Raw genomic sequence first — 21,076 nt, 5'->3', positions numbered from 1 at the left:
GGCGGCATGTCCGTGAACCTTCCCGCGGCGGCGTCCTTCATGGCGACGCACGCCCGCCTCCTGGACCGACGGCGCTTCGAACTGCTCGGCGGTGAAACGAACGCCGGCGCGGTGCTGGCCGCCGTCGACGGCTACCGCAACCCCGACGGCGGCTACGGCTGGGGTCTCGAACCGGACCTGCGAGCACCGGAAAGCCAGCCCGGCGGCGCCCTGCACGCCTTCGAGGTGTTCGAGGAGATCGCCCCGGACACGGCACCGCACGCGGCGGAGCTCTGCGACTGGCTGGCTTCGGCGTCCCGTCCGGACGGTGGCCTGCCCTTCGCCCTGCCCGTCGCGGACCCGGCGGGCTGCGCGCCCTTCTGGGTCCAGGCCGATCCGGCGGAGGCGACCCTGCAGAGCACCGCGTTCACCGCCGGCGTGGCCCTGCGCGTCGCCCGCCACGACCGGGCCGTGCGCGAACATCCGTGGCTGAGCGCGGCGACGCAGTACTGCTTCCGCGCCATCCGCGAGCTTTCCTCGCCGCCGCACGCGATCGCGCTGTCCTTCGCGGTGCAGTTCGTGGACGCGGCGCACGAACTCCACGAGGAGGCGGCCGCGCTGCTGGCCCACCTCGCCGCGTTCGTCCCGGCCGACGGCCTGGCCCCGGTGGACGGCGGTGCGGACGGCGAAACGCTCCGCGCCCTGGACTTCGCGCCGTGGCCGGACCGCCCGGCGCGCGCGTTGTTCGACAACGGCGTCATCGACGCCGAACTCCGGCGGCTCGCGGGCGAGCAGCAGGACGACGGCGGCTGGCGGGTCGACTTCGCGAGCTACTCACCCGCCGCGGCGCTCGAATGGCGCGGTTACGCGACCGTCCGTGCGGTGTCGATCCTGCGCCGTCACGGTCTCGCCTGAACTTCTACACGAGCGACGCCGGAGTTCACCCGACCGTGGCGTGTCGGATGTGGACGGCCGCCCGCGTCTTCCGGTGTGCGTACCCGAACGCGTACTGTGACGGGGAAAACCGGTGCCCGGAGGTGGAGCATGTCGTCGCGCAACCCGTTGCGCTGGTTCGCCCAGTGGGCGGACTGGTTCGAGGAGCGCGGCGTGTACGTCCCCGGCGAGGAGAGCCGCGCGGTCGATCCGGTCCGGGATTTCGGCTGGCTGATGGCGGCGTGGGTGGCCGGCGTCGCGATCTTCATCCTCTTGTTCGCGCTTGCTGTTTAAGTGGCATGTGGGCAGAGATTGTCACCAGCCGTGCCGTTCCGGTCACGGATTGGCCACGGGGTGGCACCAGGTGCGCGACAACCCCCCGTTGCGCCTCGTAACCACGCGCGATCACGGCCAGAGTGGAGCGGGTTCGCCCGGCAATCCCCCGATGCCGACGGCACCCGACCCGCCGACTGGAGTACCCGCAATGGCGCTCGCGCGCACCTGCAAGATCATGTTCACCTCAGGACTGCTCGGCCTGGCGGTGGCGTGCGGGGTCCCTTCGGCACACGACGGCACCGCGGCGCTGGGCGCGGCCGGCTCCCCCGCGGGGGCCGGCGCCTCGGCTTCGCCGGCGGGCAACGACCTCAAGTTCGGCGCGGACCACCGGTTCGCCAGCGGCCTCACCATCTCGGTCGGTTCCCCGCAGTCGTTCCGGCCCAGCCCGTCGGCGTACCCGCAGAGCCCGCGCGGCGCGGCTTTCGACGTCCAGCTGACCAACGACGGCTCGACGACGTACAAGCTCTCCGGGCTCACGGTCACCGCCACCGCGGGTGGCACCGCGGTCAAGCAGGTCGTGGACACCACGCAGGGCTTCACCGGCATCACCGACGCGGGCAAGGACGTGCTGCCGGGCCGCTCGGTCCACATCACGCTGGCCTTCGCGGTATCGCGCGAGCCGACGCAGCTGCGCCTGCAGATCCGGCCGAGCGCGACCGAAGCCGTCGCGGTCACCTACTGCGGTCCCGCCTGACGCGGCGCCGTTAGGCTCGGGGCATGACCGAGCGCCTTTCCCCCGGTGACGACGCCCCGGACTTCACCCTGCCCGACAGCGAGGGCAAGGAGGTGTCGCTGCGCGACTTCCGCGGCCGGTCCGTCGTCGTGTACTTCTACCCGGCGGCGAGCACGCCGGGCTGCACCAAGCAGGCCTGCGACTTCCGCGACAACCTCGCCGAGCTGAACGACGCCGGCTACCAGGTGATCGGCATCTCGCCGGACAAGCAGGCGAAGCTCGCGAAGTTCGTTTCGAACGAGGGCCTCACGTTCCCGCTGCTGGGCGACCCCGAGAAGACCGTCATCGAGGCCTGGGGCGCGTACGGCGAGAAGAAGAACTACGGCAAGACGTACCTGGGTGTCATTCGCTCGACGTTCGTCGTGGACCCGAAGGGCAAGATCGCCCACGCCTTCTACAACGTCCGCGCGACCGGCCACGTGGCGAAGCTGATCCGGGACCTCGGCCTGGCTTCCTGACGCCACGACCAGCCCGGAGGACCGGCGCTGAAGGGAGCTAAGCCAGCTCCCGCAGCGCCGGCACCAGCGCCCGCAAAGCCAGCCCCCGGTGCGAAACCGCATCCTTCTCCGCAGGCTCCAGCTCAGCCGACGTCCGGTTCTCCCCGTCCGGCCGGAAGATCGGATCGTACCCGAACCCGTTCGACCCGCGCCGTTCCCGCACCAGCGTGCCGCGCCACTCGCCGCGGACCAGTGTCTCCTCGCCCGAGGGCAGCACCAGGGCCGCCACGCACACGAACTGTGCCCCGCGGCGCTCGTCGGGAACGTCGGAAAGCTGGCCCAGCACCAAGTCCAGGTTCGCGTCGTCATCGCCGTGCCGGCCGGACCACCGGGCCGACAGCACCCCCGGCATCCCGTTCAACGCGTCGACCGCGATTCCCGAGTCGTCCGCGATGGCGGGCAACCCGGTTGCGGCGACCGCGTCACGAGCCTTCGCGACGGCGTTGCCCTCGAAGTCCGGCGCCGTCTCGGGCGCCTCGGGGAACGGCGGCACGTCGGCAAGACCGATCACCTCGAGGCCCGAAAGACCTTCCGCCGCAACGATCCGCCGCAGCTCGCCGAGCTTCTTCGCGTTGCGCGTCGCCAGAAGCAGCTTCGTCACTTCGAGCCCTTCTTCTTGTCCGGACGCGGTTCCGGCAGCTCGCCGGGGTACGGCAGCGCCAGCGCCTCGTTCTGCAGCCGGGTCAGTTCCGCGCAGCCCGCCAGCGCCATGTCCAGCATGGTGTCCAATGTGGACCGGGCGAAGGTCGCGCCCTCGCCGGTGCCCTGGACCTCGATCAGGGTGCCCGCGTCGGTCGCCACCACGTTCATGTCGACCTCGGCGCGCGAGTCCTCCTCGTACGGCAGGTCGAGCCGGACGCGGCCGTCGACGACGCCGACGCTGACCGCCGCCACCGATGACGACAGCGGCTGCGGGTCGTTGAGGCGGTTCGCCGCGCTCAGCCACGTGATCGCGTCCGCCAGCGCCACGTACCCGCCGGTCACCGCGGCCGTGCGGGTGCCGCCGTCGGCCTGGATGACGTCGCAGTCGATGACGATCGTGTTCTCGCCCAGCGCCGCCAGGTCGATGCAGGCCCGCAGCGACCGGCCGATCAGCCGCGAGATCTCGTGCGTGCGGCCGCCGATCCGGCCCTTCACCGACTCGCGGTCACCGCGCGTGTTGGTCGCGGACGGCAGCATCGCGTACTCGGCCGTCACCCAGCCGAGGCCGGACCCGGCCCGCCAGCGCGGCACCCCCTCGGTGACGCTCGCCGCGCACAGCACCCGCGTGTTGCCGAATTCGACCAGCACCGACCCCGCCGGCCACTGCTGGAACCCCCGGGTGATCTTGATGTCGCGGAGCTGGTCGTCGTTCCTGCCATCTTTACGAGCCACAGGTGCACTCTATGACCGCACCGCTCAGACGTCGTAGACGGCACCCTGCTTGACGACCTCGGCGCCGGGGAACCCGGCCGAGGCCTCGGCCAGCACCGCACCGGCGTCGGTCCACGGCGCGATGTGCGTGAGCAGCAGCCGCCCGACACCGGCGTCGCGCGCCAGCTCACCGGCCTGCTTGCCGGACAGGTGCACCCCGATCGGCCGCTCCGCCGAGTCGGTCCAGGACGCTTCGGCGAGCAGCAGGTCGACGCCGTCGGCGAGCTCGTTCAGCGCCGCGCACGGCCCGGTGTCGCCGGTGAACGCGAGGATCCGGCCGCCGTAGGAGATCCGCAGGCCGTACGCCGGGGTCGGGTGGTCGACCTCGACCGCGACCACCTCGAACGGCCCGATGCGAAAGGGCTCGGGCCGCAGCGGGTGGAAGGCGTAGACGTCCGAGAGGTCCGTAACGGCCCGCTCGGTCTCGTTGGGCGCGTACGCGTTCGCCAAGCGCGTCGGGGCGTCCGGCGGCGCGTACAGCGGCAGCAGCCGCGGGCGCGCCGGGTACGGCGGCGCCGGGTGGTAGCGCCGCAGGACGGTGAGCGCGCTGACGTCGGCGCAGTGGTCCGGATGGAGGTGCGTGAGCACGAGCGCGTCGAGGTCGAACGGATCGGCCACGGCCTGCAGCTGCGCGAGCGTGCCGTTGCCGAGTTCGAGGCCGAGCAGGAAGCCCTCGGCCTCGACCAGGTAACCGGACGCGGCGGTGTTCGGCCCGGGGATGCTGCCGGAGCACCCGAGGATGGTCAGTCGCACGAGGACACCCTAAGCGTCCGCCGCCGCGATTAGGCGGTGGTGGGAGCGAGGACACCCGGAGCGAAGCCCATGAACCGCTGGGCGAGCCGGGTGAACGGCTCCGCCGAGCCGGTCGCGAGGAACTCGTGGCGCGGCGGGGTGTCCCTCGTGGTCAGCAGGTCCCGCTCGGTGAGCACGCGGACGAGGTCCTTCGCGGTCTCGTCCGCGCTCGAGACGAGCGTGACCTCCTGGCCCATCACGATCTGCAGCACACCTTGCAGGAGCGGGTAGTGCGTGCAGCCGAGCACGAGCGTGTCGACCTGGGCGTCGAGCAGCGGCTGGAGGTAGCCCTGCGCGAGCCCGAGCACCTGGCGCCCGGTCGTGATGCCGCGCTCGACGAAGTCGACGAACCGCGGGCAGGCGACGCTGGTGAGCGTGATGCCCGGCGCCGCGGCGAAGGCGTCTTCGTAGGCTCGCGACCGCACGGTGCCCTCGGTGCCGATCACGCCGACGCGGCCGGTGTGCGTGGCCACGACTGCGCGGCGCGCAGCCGGCAGGACGACCTCGATCACCGGGACGTCGTAGCGCTCGCGCGCGTCGCGCAGGCAGGCCGCGGACGCCGTGTTGCAGGCGATCACCAAGGCCTTCACACCGCTTTCGACCAGCTCGTCGAGCGCCGCGAGCGCGTAGCTGCGGGCGGTGGCGATCGGGAGCGGGCCATAGGGGTTGTGCGCCGTGTCGCCGACGTAGCGGAGCTGCTCGGCGGGGAGCTGCTCGAGGATGGCCCTCGCGACCGTCAGCCCGCCGACGCCGGAATCGAACACGCCGATCGGGGCATCAGCGGGCGGAGACGTCACCCTTCGAGGTTACCCGGGACCGCCTTGCGGGACCCGCGGGTGGTCAGCCAGGCCGCGAGGACGCCGGCCAGCGCGCCGAAGAGGTGCCCCTGCCAGGACACGCCGGGGTTGCCCGGCAGCAGCCCGGCCAGCATGCCGCTCCAGACGCCGAGAAGGACGACGGCGACCAGGATCTGCCCGGCCGCGCGGTTGAACAGGCCGCGGACCAGCAGGTAAGCGAGCCAGCCGAAGGCCAGCCCGGACGCGCCGACGGTGACGCCGTCCGACGGCCCGATCAGCCACACGCCGAGCCCGGACACCACCCAGATGATGGCCGTGACCAGCGCGAACCGGCCGATCCCGGCGGCCATCGCGAGGAAGGCGAACACCAGCACGGGAACGGTGTTCGCGAACAGGTGCGACCAGCCGGCGTGCAGCACCGGCGCGAACAGCACGCCGTCCAGGCCGGACAGTGCCCGCGAGTGGATGCCGCCCTGGTCGAGGTCGCCGGGCAGGATCACGTCGACCAGCTCGACCAGGTAGAGCAGCAGGGTGAACGACAGCGCGACGATCGCGGCCGCCACCGGTTTGGGCGGCAGCACGCGCTTGGCGGCGGCGGTTTCCGGGGCGGGGTTCAGTGTGCTCACGTCTTCGAGGCTACGTCCGGGCACCGCCCTCCCACCTCGGGTGAAATCCCTGATCCCGCGGTTTTGTCGGTGCCCGCCGCTAGCTTGTCGGGCATGGACGTCATCGGTTATCTCGCGCGGCTCGGCCTCGATCCCGAGCCGCCGGGCCTGGGGGCGCTGCGGCGGCTGCACGCGGCGCACGTCGAACGCGTGCCCTACGAGGCACTGGAGGTGCAGCTCGGGCGGCCGACCCCGCTCGAACCGGCGGCGTCGCTGGCGCGGATCCTGCGGGGCCGCGGCGGGTACTGCTACCACCTGAACGGGGCGTTCTCGGCCTTGCTGGCGGCGCTCGGCTACCAGGTCACCCGGCACCTGGGCGGGGTGCAGGGCAGTGCGGCGGACGCGCCGAACGTCGACCGGAACCACCTGGCGCTGACCGTCACGGGCCTGCCCGGGGACCCGTCCGCGGCCTGGTTGGTGGACACCGGACTGGGTGACGGGCCCCACGAGCCGCTTCCCTTACGGGAAGGCACCTACGTCCAGGGCCCGCACACCTACCGGCTGCGGCCGTCGGAGGTGGCGCCGGGCGGCTGGCGGTTCGACCACGACCCCTCGGGCAGCTTCACCGGCATGGACTTCGCGCCCGGCGTCGCGGAGATGGCGGACTTCGCGGAGAAGCACACCTGGCTGTCGACGGCACCCGAGTCCGGGTTCGTGCGGGTCTGCGTGCTGCAGCGGCGGGACGCGGCGGGCGTCGACACCCTGCGGGCGCTGACCCTCAACCGCCACGGCGCCAGGGAACAGGTCGAGTCACCGGGCGACTGGTGGGCGGCCGCGGGTGACGTGTTCGGCATCCCGGCGGCGTTGTTCACGGCGGAAGAGCGCGAGCGGCTGTGGCGGCAGTGCGTCGCGCAGCACGAGGCTCACGTCGGCGGCCGGGGCAGCGAGGTGGTGCCCAGCGCGTAGTCCACCGCGGCTTCGGCGTGCAGGCGGGTCGTCGGGAACGTCGGCACCGGGCTGTCCTCCGGCCCGACGAGCAGCTCGATCTCGGTGCAGCCGTAGATGACGCCCTCGGCGCCCGCTTCGGCCAGCCGCGCGATCACGCCGCGGTAGGCCTCGCGCGAGGCGTCTTCGACGACGCCGAGCACCAGCTCGTCGTAGATGACGCGGTGCACGAGGTCGCGGTCTTCGGCGCTGGGCACGAGCACGTCGAGGCCGTGCGCGGCGAGGCGGTCGCGGTAGAACGGCTGTCCCATGGTGAAGCCGGTGCCGAGCAGCCCGATCCGGCGGATCCCGGCGGCCTTGACGGCCGCGGCGGTCGCGTCGCCGAGGTGCAGCAGCGGGATGCCGAGGCCGTCTTCCAGCCGGTCGGCGACCTTGTGCATGGTGTTGGTGCAGAGCACGACGAAATCGGCCCCGGCTGCTTCGAGGGCCTTGGCGGCCCGGTTCAGCTCGGCTCCGGCGTCGTCCCAGCGGCCCTCGGCCTGCATGGCTTCGATCGCGGCGAAGTCGACGGAGTAGAGCACGGTGTGCGCCGAGTGGAACCCGCCGAGGAGGGCCTTCACCCGTTCGTTCACGAGCCGGTAGTACTCCGCGGACGACTCCCAGCTCATCCCGCCGAGCAGCCCGATGACCATCATGGGAGCCATGATGCCCGAACTGCGCACGGCTTTCGCCGGGGTTTCGGACGTCCTGGTCACCGACGGGAGGTCGGCCGCCCTCGCCGTCGTCGCCGAGCTGACCGGGGCCACGCTGGCCGGCTCACCCTCGACCCGGAAGGTCCAGGAGGGCGTCGACCTCGCCCTCCCCGAACTGTGGACGGCCGGGTGACTCAGGCCCAGAGCTGCCCGTCGAGCCGCTCGGCGGCCTCGTCGAGCGACCCCGCGTAAGCGCCGGTGGACAGGTACTTCCACCCGGCGTCCGCGACGACGAAAGCGACATCCGCCTGCTCACCCCGCGCCGCGGCCTTCTCGGCCACCGCCAGCGCCGCGTGCAGGACCGCGCCCGTCGAGATGCCCGCGAAGATGCCTTCGTGCTCCAACAGCTCCCGGGTGCGCCGCAAAGCGTCGTACGCCCCGACGGAGTACCGGCCGTTGAGCACCGAAGGGTCGTACAGCTCCGGCACGAACCCCTCGTCGAGGTTGCGCAGGCCGTACACCAGCTCGCCGTAGCGCGGCTCGGCCGCGATGATCTGGACGTCCGGCTTCGCCTCGTGCAGGTACCGCCCGACCCCCACCAACGTGCCCGTCGTGCCGAGGCCGCCGACGAAGTGCGTCAGCGTCGGCAGGTCCTTGAGCAGCTCGGGCCCGGTGCCGCGGTAGTGCGCGTCGGCGTTGGCCGGGTTGCCGTACTGGTAGAGCATCACCCACTCGGGGTTCGCCTTCGCCAGCTCCTTCGCCCGCCGGACGGCCTCGTTCGAACCGCCCGCGGCCGGTGAAAAGACGATCCGCGCGCCGTAAGCCTGCAGCAGCTGCTTGCGCTCGGTGGAGGTGTTCTCCGGCATCACGCAGACCAGCCCGTAGCCCTTGAGCTTGGCGGCCATGGCCAGCGAGATCCCGGTGTTGCCCGACGTCGGTTCCAGGATCGTGGAGCCGCGCCGCAGCTTGCCTTCGCGCTCGGCGGCTTCGATCATGGCCAGCGCGGGCCGGTCCTTGATCGAGCCGGTCGGGTTGCGGTCCTCCAGCTTCGCCCACAGGCGCACGTCGTGCGTCGGCGAGAGCCGGGGCAGCCCGACCAGCGGGGTGCCGCCGAGCGCGTCGAGCAGGGACTCGAAGCGAGCCATCGATCAGCCACCGGCCACGGCGGGGAGGATGGTCAGGGTGTCGCCGTCCTTGACCTCGGCCTCGAGCCCGCCGGCGAAGCGCACGTCCTCGTCGTTGACGTAGACGTTGATGAAGCGGTGCAGCTTCTCCTCCTTCACCAGGCGGCCCTTGATGCCGGCGTGGCGGGACTCGACGTCGTCGATGACCTCGAGGACGGTCGCGCCCTTCGCCTCGACGGACTTCTCGCCGCCGGTGTGGGTGCGCAGGATCGTCGGGATGGAGACGGTCACGGCCATGGGTTCTTACCTCCGGTGGGTTCTTACACGCAGACGCCGGTGGCGCGGCGGTTTATTCCGAGGTCTCAGCCGACGATCTCGACCGGCTCCTCGGTGATCTCGGCGTCCACGATCCGGTACGACCGGAACTCGTGCACTTCGGGGTCGCGGGTGGAAACGAGCACGTAGTGCGCGTCCGGCTCGGCCGCGATGTTCGCGTCGGTCCGCGACGGGTACGCCTCGGTCGCGGTGTGCGAGTGGTAGATGACCACCGGCACCTCGTCGTTCGCGGCCATCTCGCGGTAGAGCTTCAGCAGGTCACCGGAGTCGAACTCGTAGAACGTCGGCGACCGGGCGGCGTTGAGCATGGGGATGAACCGCTCGGGCGAATCGGAGCCCTCGGGCCCGGCGATCACCCCGCACGCCTCGTCGGGGTGGTCACGGCGGGCGTGGGCGACGATCTCGTCGACGAGTTCACGGCGGATCCGGAGCACACCGACATCTTAGGTGGTGGACAAAGCCGGTCCAGATGTTGAGATATACCGCTCACCAGCGGTTCTCGGGATACTGGGCCGATGCCGTTGTCGTCGAAAGTGCGCGATCGGCGCCGGAGCTACCTCGGCACGGACGAGCGGATCCAGTACGTGATCCCGGGGATGTCGCTGTACGTGAACCGCATGCGCGCCCGGGTCGGCTTCCTGGTCATGGTGACCGACCGGCACGTCACGCTCCTGGCGTGCAGCCGCTGGAGCCTGAACCGGCCGAAGCAGATCTGGGAACGCCTGCCGCGCAGCACCGAACTGGGCCCGCTGGACATCCACCCGTCGCTCGGGCCGATCCTGTCCGTCGCCGGCATCGACCTCGAGATCGACGAGGAGTACATCGCGGCGGTGCGCGCGGCGAACCTGGAGATCAGCGGCGACGCCCTGCCCGAGGACCCCTACCCGGGCGGCTGACCGAAGGCCTCCGGCCACACGTCCCGGTAAGCAGGCACCCCACCGGCCGTGGTCGCCGCCAAAAGCCCGTGCACCATCGCCCGCGCGAACACCCGCGCCGCCGCCGCGCACAGCGTGTCCAGTGCCGCCGGGCGCGCTGCCGCGCCGAACGGGCCGCTCGCTTCCGGGAGCTCGCGCGCTCCCGTGGCCAGCGCGAACACCGTGTCGCCGTCGAACATCGAGTGCGCCGGGCGCACCGCGCGCGCCAGGCCGTCCTGGGCCGCGACCGCGATCCGCCGCGCTTCGGCCTTCGACAGCGCCGCGTCGACCGCGACCACACCGATCGTCGTGTTGAGGTCCGTCCGGCGGGACGGCAGGTCGGCGGGCCGCGAAGGCCACGTCACGCCGAAGTCGCCGTGGTCGGCCGCGTACGCCCGGCCCGTCGTCAGGTCCACGGCCTCGCCGGCCGCGTTGACCGCCGCCAGCGCGCCCACCGTGTACTCGCCGACGACCTCGCTCGCCGTGCCGATCCCGCCCTTCAACGAGCCGACAGCCGCCCCCGCGCCCGCGCCGACCGTGCCCTGCGGCACCGAGCCGGAAGAAGCCGCGTCGCAGGCCGCGTAGCCGAAGGACGCGTCGGGCCGGTTGCCCCACTCGCTGCGCGGCAGGTCGAACAGCACGGCCGCGGGCACGATCGGGACGACCTCGTGCGGTTGGGTGCCCACCGGGAAGCCCAGGTTCCGCTCCGCCAGCCACCGCATCACCCCGTCGGCCGCGGCCAGCCCGTACGCCGACCCGCCGGAGAGGCAGACGGCGTTGACCCGCTGCACGAGGTTCTCCGGCTCCAGCAGGTTCGTCTCGCGCGTGCCGGGAGCGCCGCCGCGCTGGTCGACCGCGCCGACCGCGCCCTCGGGCACCAGGACCACCGTCGTCCCGGTGGCCCAGCCGTCGCCGACCCGCTCGTGGTGCCCCACCAGGACACCCGGCACGTCGGTGATCATCCCGTCAGCGCCTGGATCAGCGTCTCCTGCACCCAGGTCAGCCAGTGGTAGACGCCGAGGTGCGGCGCCCGCGGGTCGTCCTCGGGCAGCTCGTCGGGCATGTCCTCGGTGACGTCGAGCGCGGTGCCGAGCGCCAGCCGGACGTCGTTGAGCGCGCCCAGCCACGCGTCGGCCTGCTCCTCGGTCAGCCGGACGTGGCCGCCGTCGCGGGGCAGGGTGTCGAGCACGATCTTGGCCACGCCGACCTTGAGGTCGAGCAGCTCCGGCTCGTGCAGCGAACGCATCGCCGCGACCGAGTCGATGTCCTCCCGCGACGGGTTGTCCGGGTCGAGCTTGTGGAAGTCCGGGAGCAGCCGCGACAGCACCGGGTCGTCCGGGGACTCGGTGGGCCCGGTCCGGATGCCGGTGAGCTCGGCGAGCTCGTCCTGGGGCGCCTCTTCGGCCCGCGCGGTGAGCATGTCCTCGAGCTGGCTGACCAGCCCGCGCAGCACGGCCGCTTCCTGCTGCTCGAAGCCCGCGTGGATCACCGCGCCCTTGCGCCGCCAACCGTTCACGAGGGCTGCTCCATGGTGGCCCAGAGGCCTGCCGCGTGGAGTTTCGCCACGTCCGTCTCCACCTTCTCCTTGCTGCCGGACGACACGATCGCCTTGCCCTTCTGGTGCACGTCCAGCATCAGCTTGGTGGCGTGGTCGCGGCTGTAGCCGAACAGCTTCTGGAAGACGTAGGTCACGTACGACATGAGGTTGACCGGGTCGTTCCACACCACGGTCCGCCACGGTGTGTCCGACTCGGCGACTTCGGCACCGACCGGGTCGACCTGCGTCTGTTCGGATGCGACAGGCGTGGACATGCACCCCATGGTGTCACGGGGGTCACGGGGTACGCCGCGCCAGGTCCGGCCATGTGGGTGAATAGGCTGACCCCATGGGTTCACCGGAGCCGGTCACGGCCAGCACTGCGCTGCTCACCGACCACTACGAGCTGACCATGCTGGGCAGCGCGCTCGCCGACGGGACGCACGCGCGGCCCTGCGTATTCGAGGTCTTCGCCAGGAGGTTGCCGGACGGGCGGCGCTACGGCGTCGTCGCGGGCACCGCCCGGGTCCTCGATGCGATCGCGGACTTCCGCTTCACCGACGCCGAGCTCGCGCAGCTGGAAGCCACCGCGGTCGTCGACGACGCGACGCTCGCCTGGCTGGCGGACTACGAGTTCTCGGGTGACATCGACGGCTACCCCGAGGGCGAGCTGTACTTCCCCGGCTCGCCGATCCTCACCGTCACCGGCTCGTTCGGCGAATGCGTGCTGCTGGAGACGCTGGTGCTGTCGATCCTCAACCACGACAGCGCCATCGCGTCGGCGGCGGCCCGGATGTCCGGCGCCGCGCACGGCCGCCCGATCATCGAAATGGGCGGCCGCCGCACGCACGAGTACGCCGCGGTCGCGGCCGCGCGCGCCGCCTACCTGGCCGGCTTCGCGACGACGTCCAACCTCGAAGCCGGGCGCCGCTACGGCATCCCGACCCGCGGCACCGTCGCGCACGCCTTCATGCTGCTGCACGACAGCGAGGAGGCGGCCTTCCGCGCCCAGGTGGACAAGATGGGCGCGGACACGACGCTGCTGGTCGACACCTACGACATCACCGCCGGCATCGAGACCGCCGTGCGCGTGGCCGGCCCCGAGCTGGGCGCGATCCGGATCGACTCCGGCGACGTCGGCCCGCTCGCCCGCCGCGCCCGCGAGCAGCTCGACGCCCTCGGCGCGAAGGACACCCGGATCGTGGTGTCCGGTGACCTGGACGAACACGCCATCGCGGCGCTTCGCGCGGAGCCCGTGGACGCGTACGGCGTCGGCACCTCGGTGGTCACCGGGTCCGGCGCACCGACCGCCGGCATGGTCTACAAGCTGGTCGAGGTGGACGGCAGGCCGGTCGCCAAGCGCAGTGCGCACAAGGAGTCCCGCGGCGGCCGCAAGTCGGCCCTGCGGCGGCACCGCGGCACCGGCACGGCGGTCGAGGAGGTCGTCTGGGCTTCCGGTTCGAAGGCGCCCGAGCCGGAGCCGAACGACCGGCCGCTGCAGATCCCGCTGATCCGCGCTGGCCGTCCGGAACCGGACCTGCCTACGCTCGACGACGCGAGGCAGCGGCTGCGCCGCGGCCTGGTCAGCCTGCCGTGGGAGGGCCTCAAGCTGTCGCACGGCGAACCCGCTGTCCCGACGCAGTTCCTGTAACCGACGCTGCCGCCGAACGGAGACCGACCGATGGGTACCGCGCTGATCGTGGTGGACGTGCAGAACGACTTCTGCGAAGGCGGCTCGCTGGCCGTCGCCGGCGGCGCGGCGGCCGCCGCGGCGATCTCGGCGCTCAGCGCGACCGGCGGCTACTCGCACGTGGTGGCCACGCGTGACCACCACATCGACCCGGGCGCCCACTTCAGCGAGACGCCGGACTTCACGGACAGCTGGCCGCCGCACTGCGTGGCGGGCACGCCCGGCGCGTCGTTCCACCCGGCCCTCGACGTCGTCCCGATCGGCGAGGTGTTCTCCAAGGGCGAGTACAGCGCGGCCTACTCCGGCTTCGAAGGCGCGTCCCGGGACGGCCGGTCCCTGGAGACCTGGCTGCGCGAGCACGACGTGACCGACGTGGACATCGTCGGCATCGCCACCGACTACTGCGTGCGCGCGACGGCCCTGGACGCGGCGCGAGCCGGCTTCGGCGTGCGCGTCCTGCTCGACCACACGGCCGGGATCGCGCGTGCTTCGGTCGACCGCGCGCTGCGGGACTTCGACGAAGCGGGCGTCACGCACACCGGAACGGCGCACGTCGGGTGAAGGACCTGCAGGCGGCGCTGGCCGGACACCGGCTCGTCGCGATCCTGCGGGCCGCCGACGCGTCGCGGTTCGCCGACGCGGCGATGGTGCTGCACGCGGCGGGCATCCGCCTGCTCGAGGCGACGCTGACGACACCGGGCGCACCCGCGGCCATCACCGCGCTGCGCCTGGCGCTGGGCGAAGACGCGCTGATCGGCGCGGGCAGCGTCCGCGAACCGTCCGATGTGGACATCGCGGTCGACGCGGGCGCCGCGTACCTGATCACGCCGACGGTCAACCCGGCGGTCCTGGAGCGCGCCGCGGCCCTGGACACCCCGGTGATCTGCGGCGCGCTGACACCGACGGAGATCGACCAGGCGTGGCGGCTCGGCGCGGCCGCGGTGAAGGTGTTCCCGGTCGCCGCCGTGGGCGGGGTCGCGTACCTCCGTGCGGTGCGAGCACCACTGCCGGACGTCCCCCTGATCCCGACCGGCGGCGTCCACCTGGCCGACGTCGAGGGCTACCTGCGCGCGGGCGCAATCGCGATCGCCGCGGCCACCCCGCTCCTGGGCGATGCCCTCTCTCCCAGCGGAAGCCTCCCGAACCTCGCCACCCGAGCAAGCGAGTTCGTCGCAGCCACCACCCGCTTCACCACGACCTGAGCCGCACTTTCACGTGAAAGTGATCCGGAGCGCCCACCTCCGGATCACTTTCGTAGGGAAAGTGGCGCGCGGCTACTTCGTGGCGAAGGGGTCGCAGGCGGCCGTGCCCAGGTAGATGTCGCCGCTCGCCGGGCCGCCCTGCGGGAACAGCTTGATGTGCACCGCGTGCGTCACCAGGCTGCCGTCCGGCGGCTGGGGCGTGACGGTCTCGTTGAGGACCACCGTCGCCAGCGCGGTGCCGGCGGCGCCGCCGGGGATGACGATCCGGTGGTTCGGCGGGATCTCCTCCGGCACGGTGACCCCCTCGACGGCGCCGATCGACACCTCCCCGACGCTGCCGGTGGCGGTCGTCGCGCACTTCGCGGCGAAGGTGCGCACGCTGAGCTCCGGTCCGCCGTAGCGCTGCAGCACGGTCGCCCGGAACCGGCGCCCGGTCGCCTGGGCGTTCGACACCTCGCCGGTGCGCCCGCAGCCGGTTTCGCCGGCCCCGAACACGGCTATGTCGCCCGTGGCGCCGCCCTGCGTCCAGCCCTTGTACGGGCCGTCGACGGTGCATTTCGCCAGTTCGCCGGTGACGATGTGCTGGTTGTCGATCGTCACGTCCACCGAGCCCGAAGCCGCCCATCCGGTGGACGTCGCGGGGGCCGCCGCGCCGAGGAGCGGCCCGGCCAGCGCCGTCACGGCCAGCAACCGATATGTCCTCTTCCTGGCGTTCCGCATGCTCCGGCCTCCTCGGTTCCGTGACAATTCGCAGTCACCCACTACGTCATCGGCCGGTCCGGCACCCGCCCTGATCGGGTCCACCCGGACGAGTGGCCGGTGAGGAACGCAACTCGGCGGACCCACGGGACGGTAACGAGCGTTAACCTCGGTCGTCGCCTGTTCACCTCGGGAGGTTTCGTGTCTTCGCTGTCCTTCGCCGGCAAGCGGCCCGTGCTGGCCGACCTCGTGCCCGGCTCGCTCGTACGGGACATCGCGCTGGTCGCCGGCGGTGCCGTGCTCACCGGTGCCGCCGCGCAGCTGACGATCCCGGTCCCGGGCAGCCCGGTGCCGATGACCGGCCAGACGTTCGCCGCGCTGCTCGTCGGCGCGTCGCTCGGCATGTCGCGCGGTGCCGCGTCGATGCTGGTGTACCTGCTGGTCGGCGCGGTGGGTGTGCCGTGGTTCCAGCACGGCACCGCGGGCCTGTCCGGCGCGAGCGCCGGCTACATCGTCGGGTTCGTCTTCGCCGGTGCGCTGGTCGGCGCGCTCGCCCGCCGCGGCGGCGACCGGACGCCGGTGCGCACCGCGGGCACCATGGTGCTCGGCAACGTGGTGGTCTACGCGTTCGGCGTGCCGTGGCTGATGGCCTCGACCGGCTTCGACCTGTCCACCGCGTTCGCCAAGGGGGTCACGCCGTTCCTGATCGGGGACGCGATCAAGATCGTCGTGGCGGCCGGTCTGCTGCCGCTGACCTGGAAGCTGGTCTCCGGCCGCACCGAAGACTGACCGATCGTCGCGGGACCTTCCGCACGGGAGGTCCCGCGACGCGAGTGGCCCGTTCGCGACGGAGCACCGATCTTTGTCGGGGGCGGCGGCTAATGTGTGTCGCTGTGCCCGCCCGAACCGATTTCCCCGGCGTCCTCGAACTCCTCACCCACGCGGTGGAGTCCGTAGGCGGTGCCGAACGACCGGGGCAGGTCCAGATGGCCGACGCGGTCGGCCGCGCCATCCGCACCGGTGAGCACCTGGCCGTGCAGGCCGGCACCGGCACCGGCAAGTCGCTGGCCTACCTCGTGCCCGCGATCCGCCACGCCGTCGAGAAGGAGGCCACGGTCGTGGTCTCCACGGCCACGATCGCGTTGCAGCGCCAGCTCGTCGACCGCGACCTCCCGCGCCTGGCGAAGGCGCTGAAGAAGCCGCTCGGCCGCGAACCCACCTTCGCCATCCTCAAGGGCCGCCGCAACTACATGTGCCTGCACCGGCTGGATTCCGGCGCGCCGGACGAGCCGGAGGACGCCCAGCTCTTCGACCCGTTCGCGGTCTCCCGGCTGGGCAAGGAAGTCACGCGGCTGCGGGAGTGGGCGTCGGACACCGAAACCGGCGACCGCGACGAGTTGGTCCCCGGCGTCACCGACCAGGCGTGGCGCCAGGTTTCGGTGACGGCGAAGGAATGCCTCGGCGCTTCGCGCTGTCCGATCGGCACCGACTGCTTCGCCGAGAAGGCCCGCGCCGAAGCCGGCCGCGCCGACGTCATCGTCACGAACCACGCGCTGCTGGCGATCGACGCGTTGCAGGGCTACCAGGTCCTGCCGGACCACGACGTCGTGATCATCGACGAGGCCCACGACCTCGTCGACCGGGTCACCTCGGTCGCCACCGGCGAGCTGACCAGCGCGATGTGCGCGGCGGCCGCACGCCGCTGCGGCAAGCTCATCGACGCCGACGTCGCCGACGGCCTGCTGGAAGCGGGTGACGGGCTGGCGCTGATCGTCGACGACCTGCCCGCGGGCCGGCTGGACGAGCTGCCGCGGCCGCTGAAGGGCGCGATCCCGGCAGTGCGTGACGCCGCGCACCGGTGCATCACGGCGCTGGGCTCCGACCGCAAGGAGGACGTCGAGGGGGCCACCGCGCGCAAGCTGGCGCGCTCGCTGCTCGACGAGGTGCACGACACCGCGGTCCGGCTGCTGGAGGCGTTCGACGAGGACCAGGCGCACCAGCGCGACGTCGTCTGGCTCTCCGGCGACAAGTTTTCATCGAACCCGCGGCCGCCGGCGCTGAAGGTGGCTCCGCTGGGCGTCGCCGGCCTGCTGCGGGAGCGCGTCTTCAACCAGCACACGACGATCCTGACGTCGGCGACGCTGACGCTGGGCGGCACGTTCGACACCATGGCGCGGCAATGGGGTCTCCCGCCGGGGGCCGCGAAGGTCGAGAAGGCGCCCGGCGCGGCGACGGACAAGGAAGCGCCGTCGGACGACTCGGGCCCGAAGTGGACCGGCCTGGACGTCGGCTCGCCGTTCGACCACCGGCGCAACGGCATCCTGTACCTGGCCAAGCACCTGCCGCCGCCGGGGCGCGACGGCCTGATGTCGTCCACAATGGACGAACTGGCCGAGCTGATCGAGGCCGCGGGCGGGCGCACGCTCGGGCTGTTCTCCTCGATGCGGGCGGCCAAGCAGGCCACCGAGGAGATGCGCGAGCGGCTGGACTTCCCGATCCTCTGCCAGGGCGACGACGCGACGTCGCTGCTGGTCCAGAAGTTCTCCGAGGACGTCCGCACGTGCCTGTTCGGTACCCTGAGCCTGTGGCAGGGCGTGGACGTCCCCGGGCCGTCGCTGCAGCTCGTGGTGGTCGACCGGATCCCGTTCCCGCGTCCGGACGATCCGGTGTCCTCGGCGCGCCAGCGGGCGGTGGAAGCCCGCGGCGGCAACGGGTTCCTCACCGTCGCGGCCACGCACGCGGCGCTGCTGCTGGCGCAGGGCACCGGGCGGCTGCACCGCTCGGTCACCGACCGCGGGGTCGTCGCGGTGCTGGATTCGCGGCTGGCGAACGCCCGGTACGGCGGCTTCCTGCGCGCGTCGCTGCCGCCGTTCTGGCCGACGATGGACCCGAAGGTGGTGCGGGAAGCGCTGCGCCGGCTGGACGCAGCCGCGCCCGCGTGACGCGGTCCACGGCCGCGCCCGGTACGGTGAAGCAACCGAAGCAACAAGGGAGCACCGGTTGACCCAGGATTCGTCCAGCGCCCAGTCCCGGACCGTCAGCGTCGACGACACCGGAGTGCGGCGGCGGCTCGCGGACGGCAGCGAAGAGGCCGTCACGTGGTCCGAGCTGTCCTCGGTGATGGTGCGGGTCATCCCCGACGGCCCGTGGAACGAAGACGTGTTCTTCATGCTCGTGGGCACCGACGGCAAGGGCACCGCGGTCCCCAGCGGCGACCCGGCGGCCGACGCGCTCATCGAGCGCCTGCAGTCCCTGCCGGGCTTCGACAACGAGAAGTTCATCGAAGCCATGACGACCGACGCCGACCAGGCCTACGTGGTCTGGGAATCCGCTTCGAACTAGGCCTGCGGGAAGGTTTCCGTCACCGGAATCCCCTTCTTGAGGGTGCGGCTCACCGTGCAGAGCCGGTCGATCGCCCGGTCCACGGCGCCGGCCAGCGCGTCCCGTTGATCCGCCGTCAAAGTCGACACGTCGACATCAAAAGCGACGTGGACGGCGTCCAGCTCCGAAGCGCCCTCACGCCGATCGGCCGTGACGCCGACCCGGAACTTCGCGTCTTCGCCGATCCGCCGGGTGATCAGCTCCTCCGCGGTCACCGCGCTGCAGCCCGCAACGGCGAGCTGCAGCAGCTCCGCGGGCGAGAAGGCCCCTTCGGCGCCTTTTCGGCCGATCCGGACCTCGGCACCCCGGTCGTTGCGCCCCACGAACGCGTGCTGCCCGTCGCGCTGTACTTCGAGTTCCATGCCCGCTCCAACCGGCTCAGGCGGACGCTTGTTCCGGCGCCCACTGGGCCAGGACCGTGATCGTGCCCGGATCGACCTCGGTGAACCCGGCGTCCCGCACGGCGATCACCCGGTCGCGCCGCCACGCGCCTTCGGGGTCGTCACCGGGGTGCAGTTCCTTCCACTGCGCGACACTCGCCGCGCGCACGGCGACCCGGTAGCCCTGCGCGGCCCAAGCAGTGCGCTGCTCGTCGGCCAGCAGGGCGGCCAGGAGCATCGTCGCGTGGCCGACCTGCGCGGCGGCCTTGCCGACGGTCATCGGCACGTGCGGGTTGAGCAGCAGCAGCGGCACGCCTTCGGGGGCCGGGCCGGGCTCGTCGGGCGGCAGTTCGCTGCCCGAGATCTGCAGCCGCGCGACCTCCTTGGGCGTCTCGGCGACCAGACCCGGCACGAGCGCCCTGGCCTCGGCACCGCCGATCTCGACGGTGATGCCCGGCAGGTCCTGAACGGCCGCCCAGTGCGTGCCTCGCGCCCGCCGCGCGACCTTCCGGATCCGGTTGTCGAGCCACGCGTGCATCGGCTCGGCCCACTCGCCGCCGGGCTGCGAACGCTCGTCGAGGCACACGGCCAACGCGGCCGTCGCCGCGGCCTCCAGCAGCGGGGTGCGGCCCGGAGGCTCGGCGCGTTCGATGCGGAGGATCACCGGCATCGCCCGGACTTGCTCCGGGAGCTCACCGGAGGTGTCCGAAGTGTCTTCGGCCGGAAGCCCCAGCCAGAAGGCGTAGCGGGCTCCCAGGGGGTCGAGAACGCTGCTCACGGACGCATCAGCTCGAGCCCGTCGGCGGCGTCGGCCGCTTCGACCTCACCGCGGGTGAGGCCGAGCACGAACAGCACGGCGTCGAGGTACGGGTGCGACAGTGCGGTGTCGGCCACCTCGCGCAGCGCGGGCTTCGCGTTGAACGCGACGCCCATGCCGGCGGCCGAAAGCATGTCGATGTCGTTGGCACCGTCCCCGACGGCGACGCACTGCTCGAGCGGGATGTCGTACTCGGCAGCGAAGCGGCGAAGCACCTTCGCTTTGCCCGCGCGGTCGACGACGTCGCCGATGACCTTCCCGGTGAGCTTGCCGTCCACGATCTCGAGCTCGTTCGCCACCGCGAAGTCGAGCCCGAGCTCCTCCACCAGGCCCCCGATCACCTGGTTGAAGCCGCCGGAAACCACGCCGGTGCGGAAGCCCATCCGCTTGAGCGTCCGGATCGTCGTGCGGGCGCCCGGGGTCAGCTCGATCGCCGCGGCGACCTGGTCGATCGCCGTCGCCGGCAGGCCGGCCAGCAGCGCGACCCGCCGTTCCAGCGACTCGGTGAAGTTCAGTTCGCCGCGCATGGCCGCTTCGGTGATCTCGCGGATCTCCGGCTCGACGCCGGCGTGCGCGCCCAGCATCTCGATGACCTCGCCCTGGATGAGGGTCGAGTCCACGTCGAACACGACGAGCCGCTTCGCCCGGCGCGTGATGCCGGCCCGCTCCACGGCGATGTCAACCCCCGCTTCGACGGCGGCGTCGGCGAGCTCCGAGCGCAGTTCGGCGTCGGCTTCGGGGGTGTCCTCGTCGACCGAGACGTACAGCTCGAGTCCGGTGACCGGGTAGTCGGCGACGCTGCGGATCGCGTCGATGTTGGCGCCCAGCGAAGCCAGCCGGCGCGCCACCTCGGAAAAGCCCCGCGCGGTCACCGGGCGGCCCAGCACCACCAGCACGTGGGAGGAATCCCGGCGGCCGAGCGCGAACGGGTCGTCCCCGATCGCCGCCCCGATCTTGACCTCGACCTGCATGCCGACGGACGCCATCGCCTGCTCGACCGTCTCCTGCAGGCCCTCCGGGTCGCGGTAGACCCCGGCGAGCACCCCGAGCACGAGCTGGCCGCGGATGACCACCTGCTCGACGTCGAGCACGTCGACGTCGTGCCGGGTCAGCACGGCGAACAGCACGGACGAGACACCCGGCTTGTCGGGGCCGGTCGTCGTGATCAGGACGGGGGTCTGGGTCACTGGTCATCCCTCGTTCGGCAACGCTGCCCAGCCAGTCTGCCGGTCCGCGGTCGGACATAAGTAGAGCGCGTGCCCGGCTTCACAAAA

General features: G+C 72.1%; 29 protein-coding genes. 13 read left to right on the top strand and 16 right to left on the bottom strand.

Annotation, left to right across the window (positions count from 1 at the left end; all coding sequences use genetic code 11):
* Positions 1-6 precede the first annotated feature (6 nt).
* The 4 genes from Q5425_RS14780 (at position 7) to bcp (ending at position 2,439) form a co-directional block, all read left to right on the top strand.
* Positions 7-894, top strand: a complete 888-nt coding sequence (locus tag Q5425_RS14780) for a hypothetical protein (protein WP_308672771.1) — start codon at positions 7-9, stop codon at positions 892-894.
* Between the two features lie 129 nt (positions 895-1,023).
* The gene (locus Q5425_RS14775; RefSeq protein WP_308672770.1) at positions 1,024-1,206 is read left to right on the top strand and encodes a hypothetical protein; all 183 of its coding nucleotides are present in this window, start codon (positions 1,024-1,026) and stop codon (positions 1,204-1,206) included.
* Positions 1,207-1,396: 190 nt separating this feature from the next.
* On the top strand, positions 1,397-1,942 hold the full coding sequence (locus Q5425_RS14770; protein ID WP_308672769.1) for a hypothetical protein: 546 nt from the start codon (positions 1,397-1,399) through the stop codon (positions 1,940-1,942).
* Positions 1,943-1,965: 23 nt separating this feature from the next.
* On the top strand, positions 1,966-2,439 hold the full coding sequence (bcp, locus tag Q5425_RS14765) for a thioredoxin-dependent thiol peroxidase (protein ID WP_308672768.1): 474 nt from the start codon (positions 1,966-1,968) through the stop codon (positions 2,437-2,439).
* Positions 2,440-2,476: 37 nt separating this feature from the next.
* Here the strand turns inward: bcp and rdgB are convergent, their stop codons facing one another.
* The 5 genes from rdgB to Q5425_RS14740 are packed head-to-tail and all read right to left on the bottom strand — an operon-like array spanning position 2,477 to position 6,106.
* On the bottom strand, positions 2,477-3,079 hold the full coding sequence (rdgB, locus tag Q5425_RS14760) for an RdgB/HAM1 family non-canonical purine NTP pyrophosphatase (RefSeq protein WP_308672767.1): 603 nt from the start codon (positions 3,077-3,079) through the stop codon (positions 2,477-2,479).
* Positions 3,076-3,852 carry a ribonuclease PH gene (rph, locus tag Q5425_RS14755; protein ID WP_308672766.1) on the bottom strand — a complete coding sequence of 259 codons (777 nt, stop codon included), beginning with the start codon at positions 3,850-3,852 and terminating at the stop codon, positions 3,076-3,078. The genes rdgB and rph overlap by 4 nt, the downstream gene beginning before the upstream one ends.
* A gap of 24 nt (positions 3,853-3,876) precedes the next feature.
* Positions 3,877-4,644 (bottom strand): MBL fold metallo-hydrolase, encoded by a 768-nt coding sequence (locus Q5425_RS14750; protein WP_308672765.1) that lies wholly within the window; start codon positions 4,642-4,644, stop codon positions 3,877-3,879.
* Positions 4,645-4,673: 29 nt separating this feature from the next.
* Positions 4,674-5,480 carry a glutamate racemase gene (gene murI, locus Q5425_RS14745; protein WP_308672764.1) on the bottom strand — a complete coding sequence of 269 codons (807 nt, stop codon included), beginning with the start codon at positions 5,478-5,480 and terminating at the stop codon, positions 4,674-4,676.
* The gene (locus tag Q5425_RS14740) at positions 5,477-6,106 is read right to left on the bottom strand and encodes a rhomboid family intramembrane serine protease (protein ID WP_308672763.1); all 630 of its coding nucleotides are present in this window, start codon (positions 6,104-6,106) and stop codon (positions 5,477-5,479) included. The genes murI and Q5425_RS14740 overlap by 4 nt, the downstream gene beginning before the upstream one ends.
* Positions 6,107-6,199: 93 nt before the next feature.
* Between Q5425_RS14740 and Q5425_RS14735 the strand changes: the two genes are divergently transcribed.
* Positions 6,200-7,051, top strand: coding sequence for an arylamine N-acetyltransferase (locus Q5425_RS14735; protein WP_396135172.1), 852 nt, complete (start codon positions 6,200-6,202; stop codon positions 7,049-7,051).
* On the opposite strand, the gene Q5425_RS14730 is transcribed toward Q5425_RS14735, so the two are convergent.
* Entirely contained in the window at positions 7,009-7,725 is a 717-nt protein-coding gene (locus tag Q5425_RS14730) for an aspartate/glutamate racemase family protein (protein ID WP_308672762.1), read from the bottom strand. The two genes, Q5425_RS14735 and Q5425_RS14730, sit on opposite strands and share 43 nt — an antisense overlap.
* Here Q5425_RS14730 and Q5425_RS14725 point away from each other — a divergent pair.
* Positions 7,715-7,915 (top strand): hypothetical protein, encoded by a 201-nt coding sequence (locus tag Q5425_RS14725; protein WP_308672761.1) that lies wholly within the window; start codon positions 7,715-7,717, stop codon positions 7,913-7,915. The two genes, Q5425_RS14730 and Q5425_RS14725, sit on opposite strands and share 11 nt — an antisense overlap.
* A gap of 1 nt (position 7,916) precedes the next feature.
* Here Q5425_RS14725 and Q5425_RS14720 read toward each other — a convergent pair whose 3' ends face one another.
* From Q5425_RS14720 to Q5425_RS14710, 3 genes are all read right to left on the bottom strand, one after another.
* The gene (locus Q5425_RS14720) at positions 7,917-8,867 is read right to left on the bottom strand and encodes a cysteine synthase (protein ID WP_308672760.1); all 951 of its coding nucleotides are present in this window, start codon (positions 8,865-8,867) and stop codon (positions 7,917-7,919) included.
* Between the two features lie 3 nt (positions 8,868-8,870).
* Positions 8,871-9,143, bottom strand: coding sequence for a MoaD/ThiS family protein (locus Q5425_RS14715; RefSeq protein ID WP_086679767.1), 273 nt, complete (start codon positions 9,141-9,143; stop codon positions 8,871-8,873).
* 65 nt (positions 9,144-9,208) lie between these two features.
* Positions 9,209-9,616, bottom strand: a complete 408-nt coding sequence (locus Q5425_RS14710) for a Mov34/MPN/PAD-1 family protein (protein WP_093948156.1) — start codon at positions 9,614-9,616, stop codon at positions 9,209-9,211.
* Between the two features lie 81 nt (positions 9,617-9,697).
* On the opposite strand from Q5425_RS14710, the gene Q5425_RS14705 reads away from it, so the two are divergent.
* Positions 9,698-10,078, top strand: a complete 381-nt coding sequence (locus Q5425_RS14705; RefSeq protein WP_308672759.1) for a hypothetical protein — start codon at positions 9,698-9,700, stop codon at positions 10,076-10,078.
* Here the strand turns inward: Q5425_RS14705 and Q5425_RS14700 are convergent.
* Genes Q5425_RS14700 through clpS form a run of 3 tightly spaced genes read right to left on the bottom strand, consistent with a single transcriptional unit; the run spans position 10,063 to position 11,908 of the window.
* A complete protein-coding gene (locus tag Q5425_RS14700) occupies positions 10,063-11,058 on the bottom strand; it encodes a P1 family peptidase (protein WP_308672758.1) in 996 nt (331 codons plus the stop codon). The two genes, Q5425_RS14705 and Q5425_RS14700, sit on opposite strands and share 16 nt — an antisense overlap.
* The gene (locus tag Q5425_RS14695) at positions 11,055-11,612 is read right to left on the bottom strand and encodes a DUF2017 domain-containing protein (RefSeq protein ID WP_308672757.1); all 558 of its coding nucleotides are present in this window, start codon (positions 11,610-11,612) and stop codon (positions 11,055-11,057) included. The genes Q5425_RS14700 and Q5425_RS14695 overlap by 4 nt, the downstream gene beginning before the upstream one ends.
* A complete protein-coding gene (clpS, locus tag Q5425_RS14690; RefSeq protein ID WP_308672756.1) occupies positions 11,609-11,908 on the bottom strand; it encodes an ATP-dependent Clp protease adapter ClpS in 300 nt (99 codons plus the stop codon). The genes Q5425_RS14695 and clpS overlap by 4 nt, the downstream gene beginning before the upstream one ends.
* Positions 11,909-11,982: 74 nt before the next feature.
* Between clpS and Q5425_RS14685 the strand changes: the two genes are divergently transcribed.
* From Q5425_RS14685 to Q5425_RS14675, 3 genes are read left to right on the top strand one after another with little or no spacing between them, the layout of a single operon-like run.
* Positions 11,983-13,284, top strand: coding sequence for a nicotinate phosphoribosyltransferase (locus Q5425_RS14685; RefSeq protein WP_308672755.1), 1,302 nt, complete (start codon positions 11,983-11,985; stop codon positions 13,282-13,284).
* Positions 13,285-13,314: 30 nt separating this feature from the next.
* Positions 13,315-13,884, top strand: a complete 570-nt coding sequence (locus tag Q5425_RS14680; RefSeq protein ID WP_308672754.1) for an isochorismatase family protein — start codon at positions 13,315-13,317, stop codon at positions 13,882-13,884.
* A complete protein-coding gene (locus Q5425_RS14675) occupies positions 13,881-14,525 on the top strand; it encodes a bifunctional 4-hydroxy-2-oxoglutarate aldolase/2-dehydro-3-deoxy-phosphogluconate aldolase (RefSeq protein WP_308672753.1) in 645 nt (214 codons plus the stop codon). Before Q5425_RS14680 ends, Q5425_RS14675 begins: the two co-directional genes overlap by 4 nt.
* 72 nt (positions 14,526-14,597) lie before the next feature.
* On the opposite strand, the gene Q5425_RS14670 is transcribed toward Q5425_RS14675, so the two are convergent.
* Positions 14,598-15,215, bottom strand: a complete 618-nt coding sequence (locus tag Q5425_RS14670; RefSeq protein WP_308672879.1) for a choice-of-anchor P family protein — start codon at positions 15,213-15,215, stop codon at positions 14,598-14,600.
* A 210-nt stretch (positions 15,216-15,425) separates the two neighbouring features.
* Between Q5425_RS14670 and Q5425_RS14665 the strand changes: the two genes are divergently transcribed.
* The 3 genes from Q5425_RS14665 to Q5425_RS14655 all read left to right on the top strand — a co-directional run bounded on the left by Q5425_RS14665 (position 15,426) and on the right by Q5425_RS14655 (position 18,566).
* On the top strand, positions 15,426-16,013 hold the full coding sequence (locus tag Q5425_RS14665; RefSeq protein WP_308672752.1) for a biotin transporter BioY: 588 nt from the start codon (positions 15,426-15,428) through the stop codon (positions 16,011-16,013).
* 104 nt (positions 16,014-16,117) lie between these two features.
* Positions 16,118-18,166: an ATP-dependent DNA helicase gene (locus Q5425_RS14660; RefSeq protein ID WP_308672751.1), complete on the top strand. Its 2,049-nt coding sequence runs from the start codon at positions 16,118-16,120 to the stop codon at positions 18,164-18,166.
* A gap of 58 nt (positions 18,167-18,224) precedes the next feature.
* On the top strand, positions 18,225-18,566 hold the full coding sequence (locus Q5425_RS14655) for a hypothetical protein (protein WP_308672750.1): 342 nt from the start codon (positions 18,225-18,227) through the stop codon (positions 18,564-18,566).
* On the opposite strand, the gene Q5425_RS14650 is transcribed toward Q5425_RS14655, so the two are convergent.
* Genes Q5425_RS14650 through serB form a run of 3 tightly spaced genes read right to left on the bottom strand, consistent with a single transcriptional unit; the run spans position 18,563 to position 20,989 of the window.
* A complete protein-coding gene (locus Q5425_RS14650) occupies positions 18,563-18,967 on the bottom strand; it encodes an OsmC family protein (protein WP_308672749.1) in 405 nt (134 codons plus the stop codon). The genes Q5425_RS14655 and Q5425_RS14650 overlap by 4 nt on opposite strands.
* A gap of 16 nt (positions 18,968-18,983) precedes the next feature.
* Positions 18,984-19,763, bottom strand: a complete 780-nt coding sequence (locus tag Q5425_RS14645; protein WP_308672748.1) for a peptidyl-tRNA hydrolase — start codon at positions 19,761-19,763, stop codon at positions 18,984-18,986.
* Positions 19,760-20,989, bottom strand: a complete 1,230-nt coding sequence (gene serB / locus Q5425_RS14640) for a phosphoserine phosphatase SerB (RefSeq protein WP_308672747.1) — start codon at positions 20,987-20,989, stop codon at positions 19,760-19,762. Before serB ends, Q5425_RS14645 begins: the two co-directional genes overlap by 4 nt.
* Positions 20,990-21,076 lie beyond the last annotated feature (87 nt).

It is taken from the genome of Amycolatopsis sp. A133, from assembly GCF_031082405.1.
Classification (GTDB): Bacteria; Actinomycetota; Actinomycetes; order Mycobacteriales; family Pseudonocardiaceae; genus Amycolatopsis.
This window is presented reverse-complemented; position numbering and strand designations above follow the sequence as displayed.

Excerpts from the sequence above, each read along its gene's own strand:
- Q5425_RS14780 (WP_308672771.1), top strand. The coding sequence starts at position 7 with ATGTCCGTGAACCTTCCCGCGGCGGCGTCCTTCATGGCGACGCACGCC.
- Q5425_RS14775 (WP_308672770.1), top strand. The coding sequence starts at position 1,024 with ATGTCGTCGCGCAACCCGTTGCGCTGGTTCGCCCAGTGGGCGGACTGG.
- Q5425_RS14770 (WP_308672769.1), top strand. The coding sequence starts at position 1,397 with ATGGCGCTCGCGCGCACCTGCAAGATCATGTTCACCTCAGGACTGCTC.
- bcp (WP_308672768.1), top strand. The coding sequence starts at position 1,966 with ATGACCGAGCGCCTTTCCCCCGGTGACGACGCCCCGGACTTCACCCTG.
- Q5425_RS14735 (WP_396135172.1), top strand. The coding sequence starts at position 6,200 with ATGGACGTCATCGGTTATCTCGCGCGGCTCGGCCTCGATCCCGAGCCG.
- Q5425_RS14725 (WP_308672761.1), top strand. The coding sequence starts at position 7,715 with ATGACCATCATGGGAGCCATGATGCCCGAACTGCGCACGGCTTTCGCC.
- Q5425_RS14730 (WP_308672762.1), bottom strand. The coding sequence starts at position 7,725 with ATGATGGTCATCGGGCTGCTCGGCGGGATGAGCTGGGAGTCGTCCGCG.
- Q5425_RS14720 (WP_308672760.1), bottom strand. The coding sequence starts at position 8,867 with ATGGCTCGCTTCGAGTCCCTGCTCGACGCGCTCGGCGGCACCCCGCTG.
- Q5425_RS14715 (WP_086679767.1), bottom strand. The coding sequence starts at position 9,143 with ATGGCCGTGACCGTCTCCATCCCGACGATCCTGCGCACCCACACCGGC.
- Q5425_RS14705 (WP_308672759.1), top strand. The coding sequence starts at position 9,698 with ATGCCGTTGTCGTCGAAAGTGCGCGATCGGCGCCGGAGCTACCTCGGC.
- Q5425_RS14700 (WP_308672758.1), bottom strand. The coding sequence starts at position 11,058 with ATGATCACCGACGTGCCGGGTGTCCTGGTGGGGCACCACGAGCGGGTC.
- clpS (WP_308672756.1), bottom strand. The coding sequence starts at position 11,908 with ATGTCCACGCCTGTCGCATCCGAACAGACGCAGGTCGACCCGGTCGGT.
- Q5425_RS14685 (WP_308672755.1), top strand. The coding sequence starts at position 11,983 with ATGGGTTCACCGGAGCCGGTCACGGCCAGCACTGCGCTGCTCACCGAC.
- Q5425_RS14680 (WP_308672754.1), top strand. The coding sequence starts at position 13,315 with ATGGGTACCGCGCTGATCGTGGTGGACGTGCAGAACGACTTCTGCGAA.
- Q5425_RS14650 (WP_308672749.1), bottom strand. The coding sequence starts at position 18,967 with ATGGAACTCGAAGTACAGCGCGACGGGCAGCACGCGTTCGTGGGGCGC.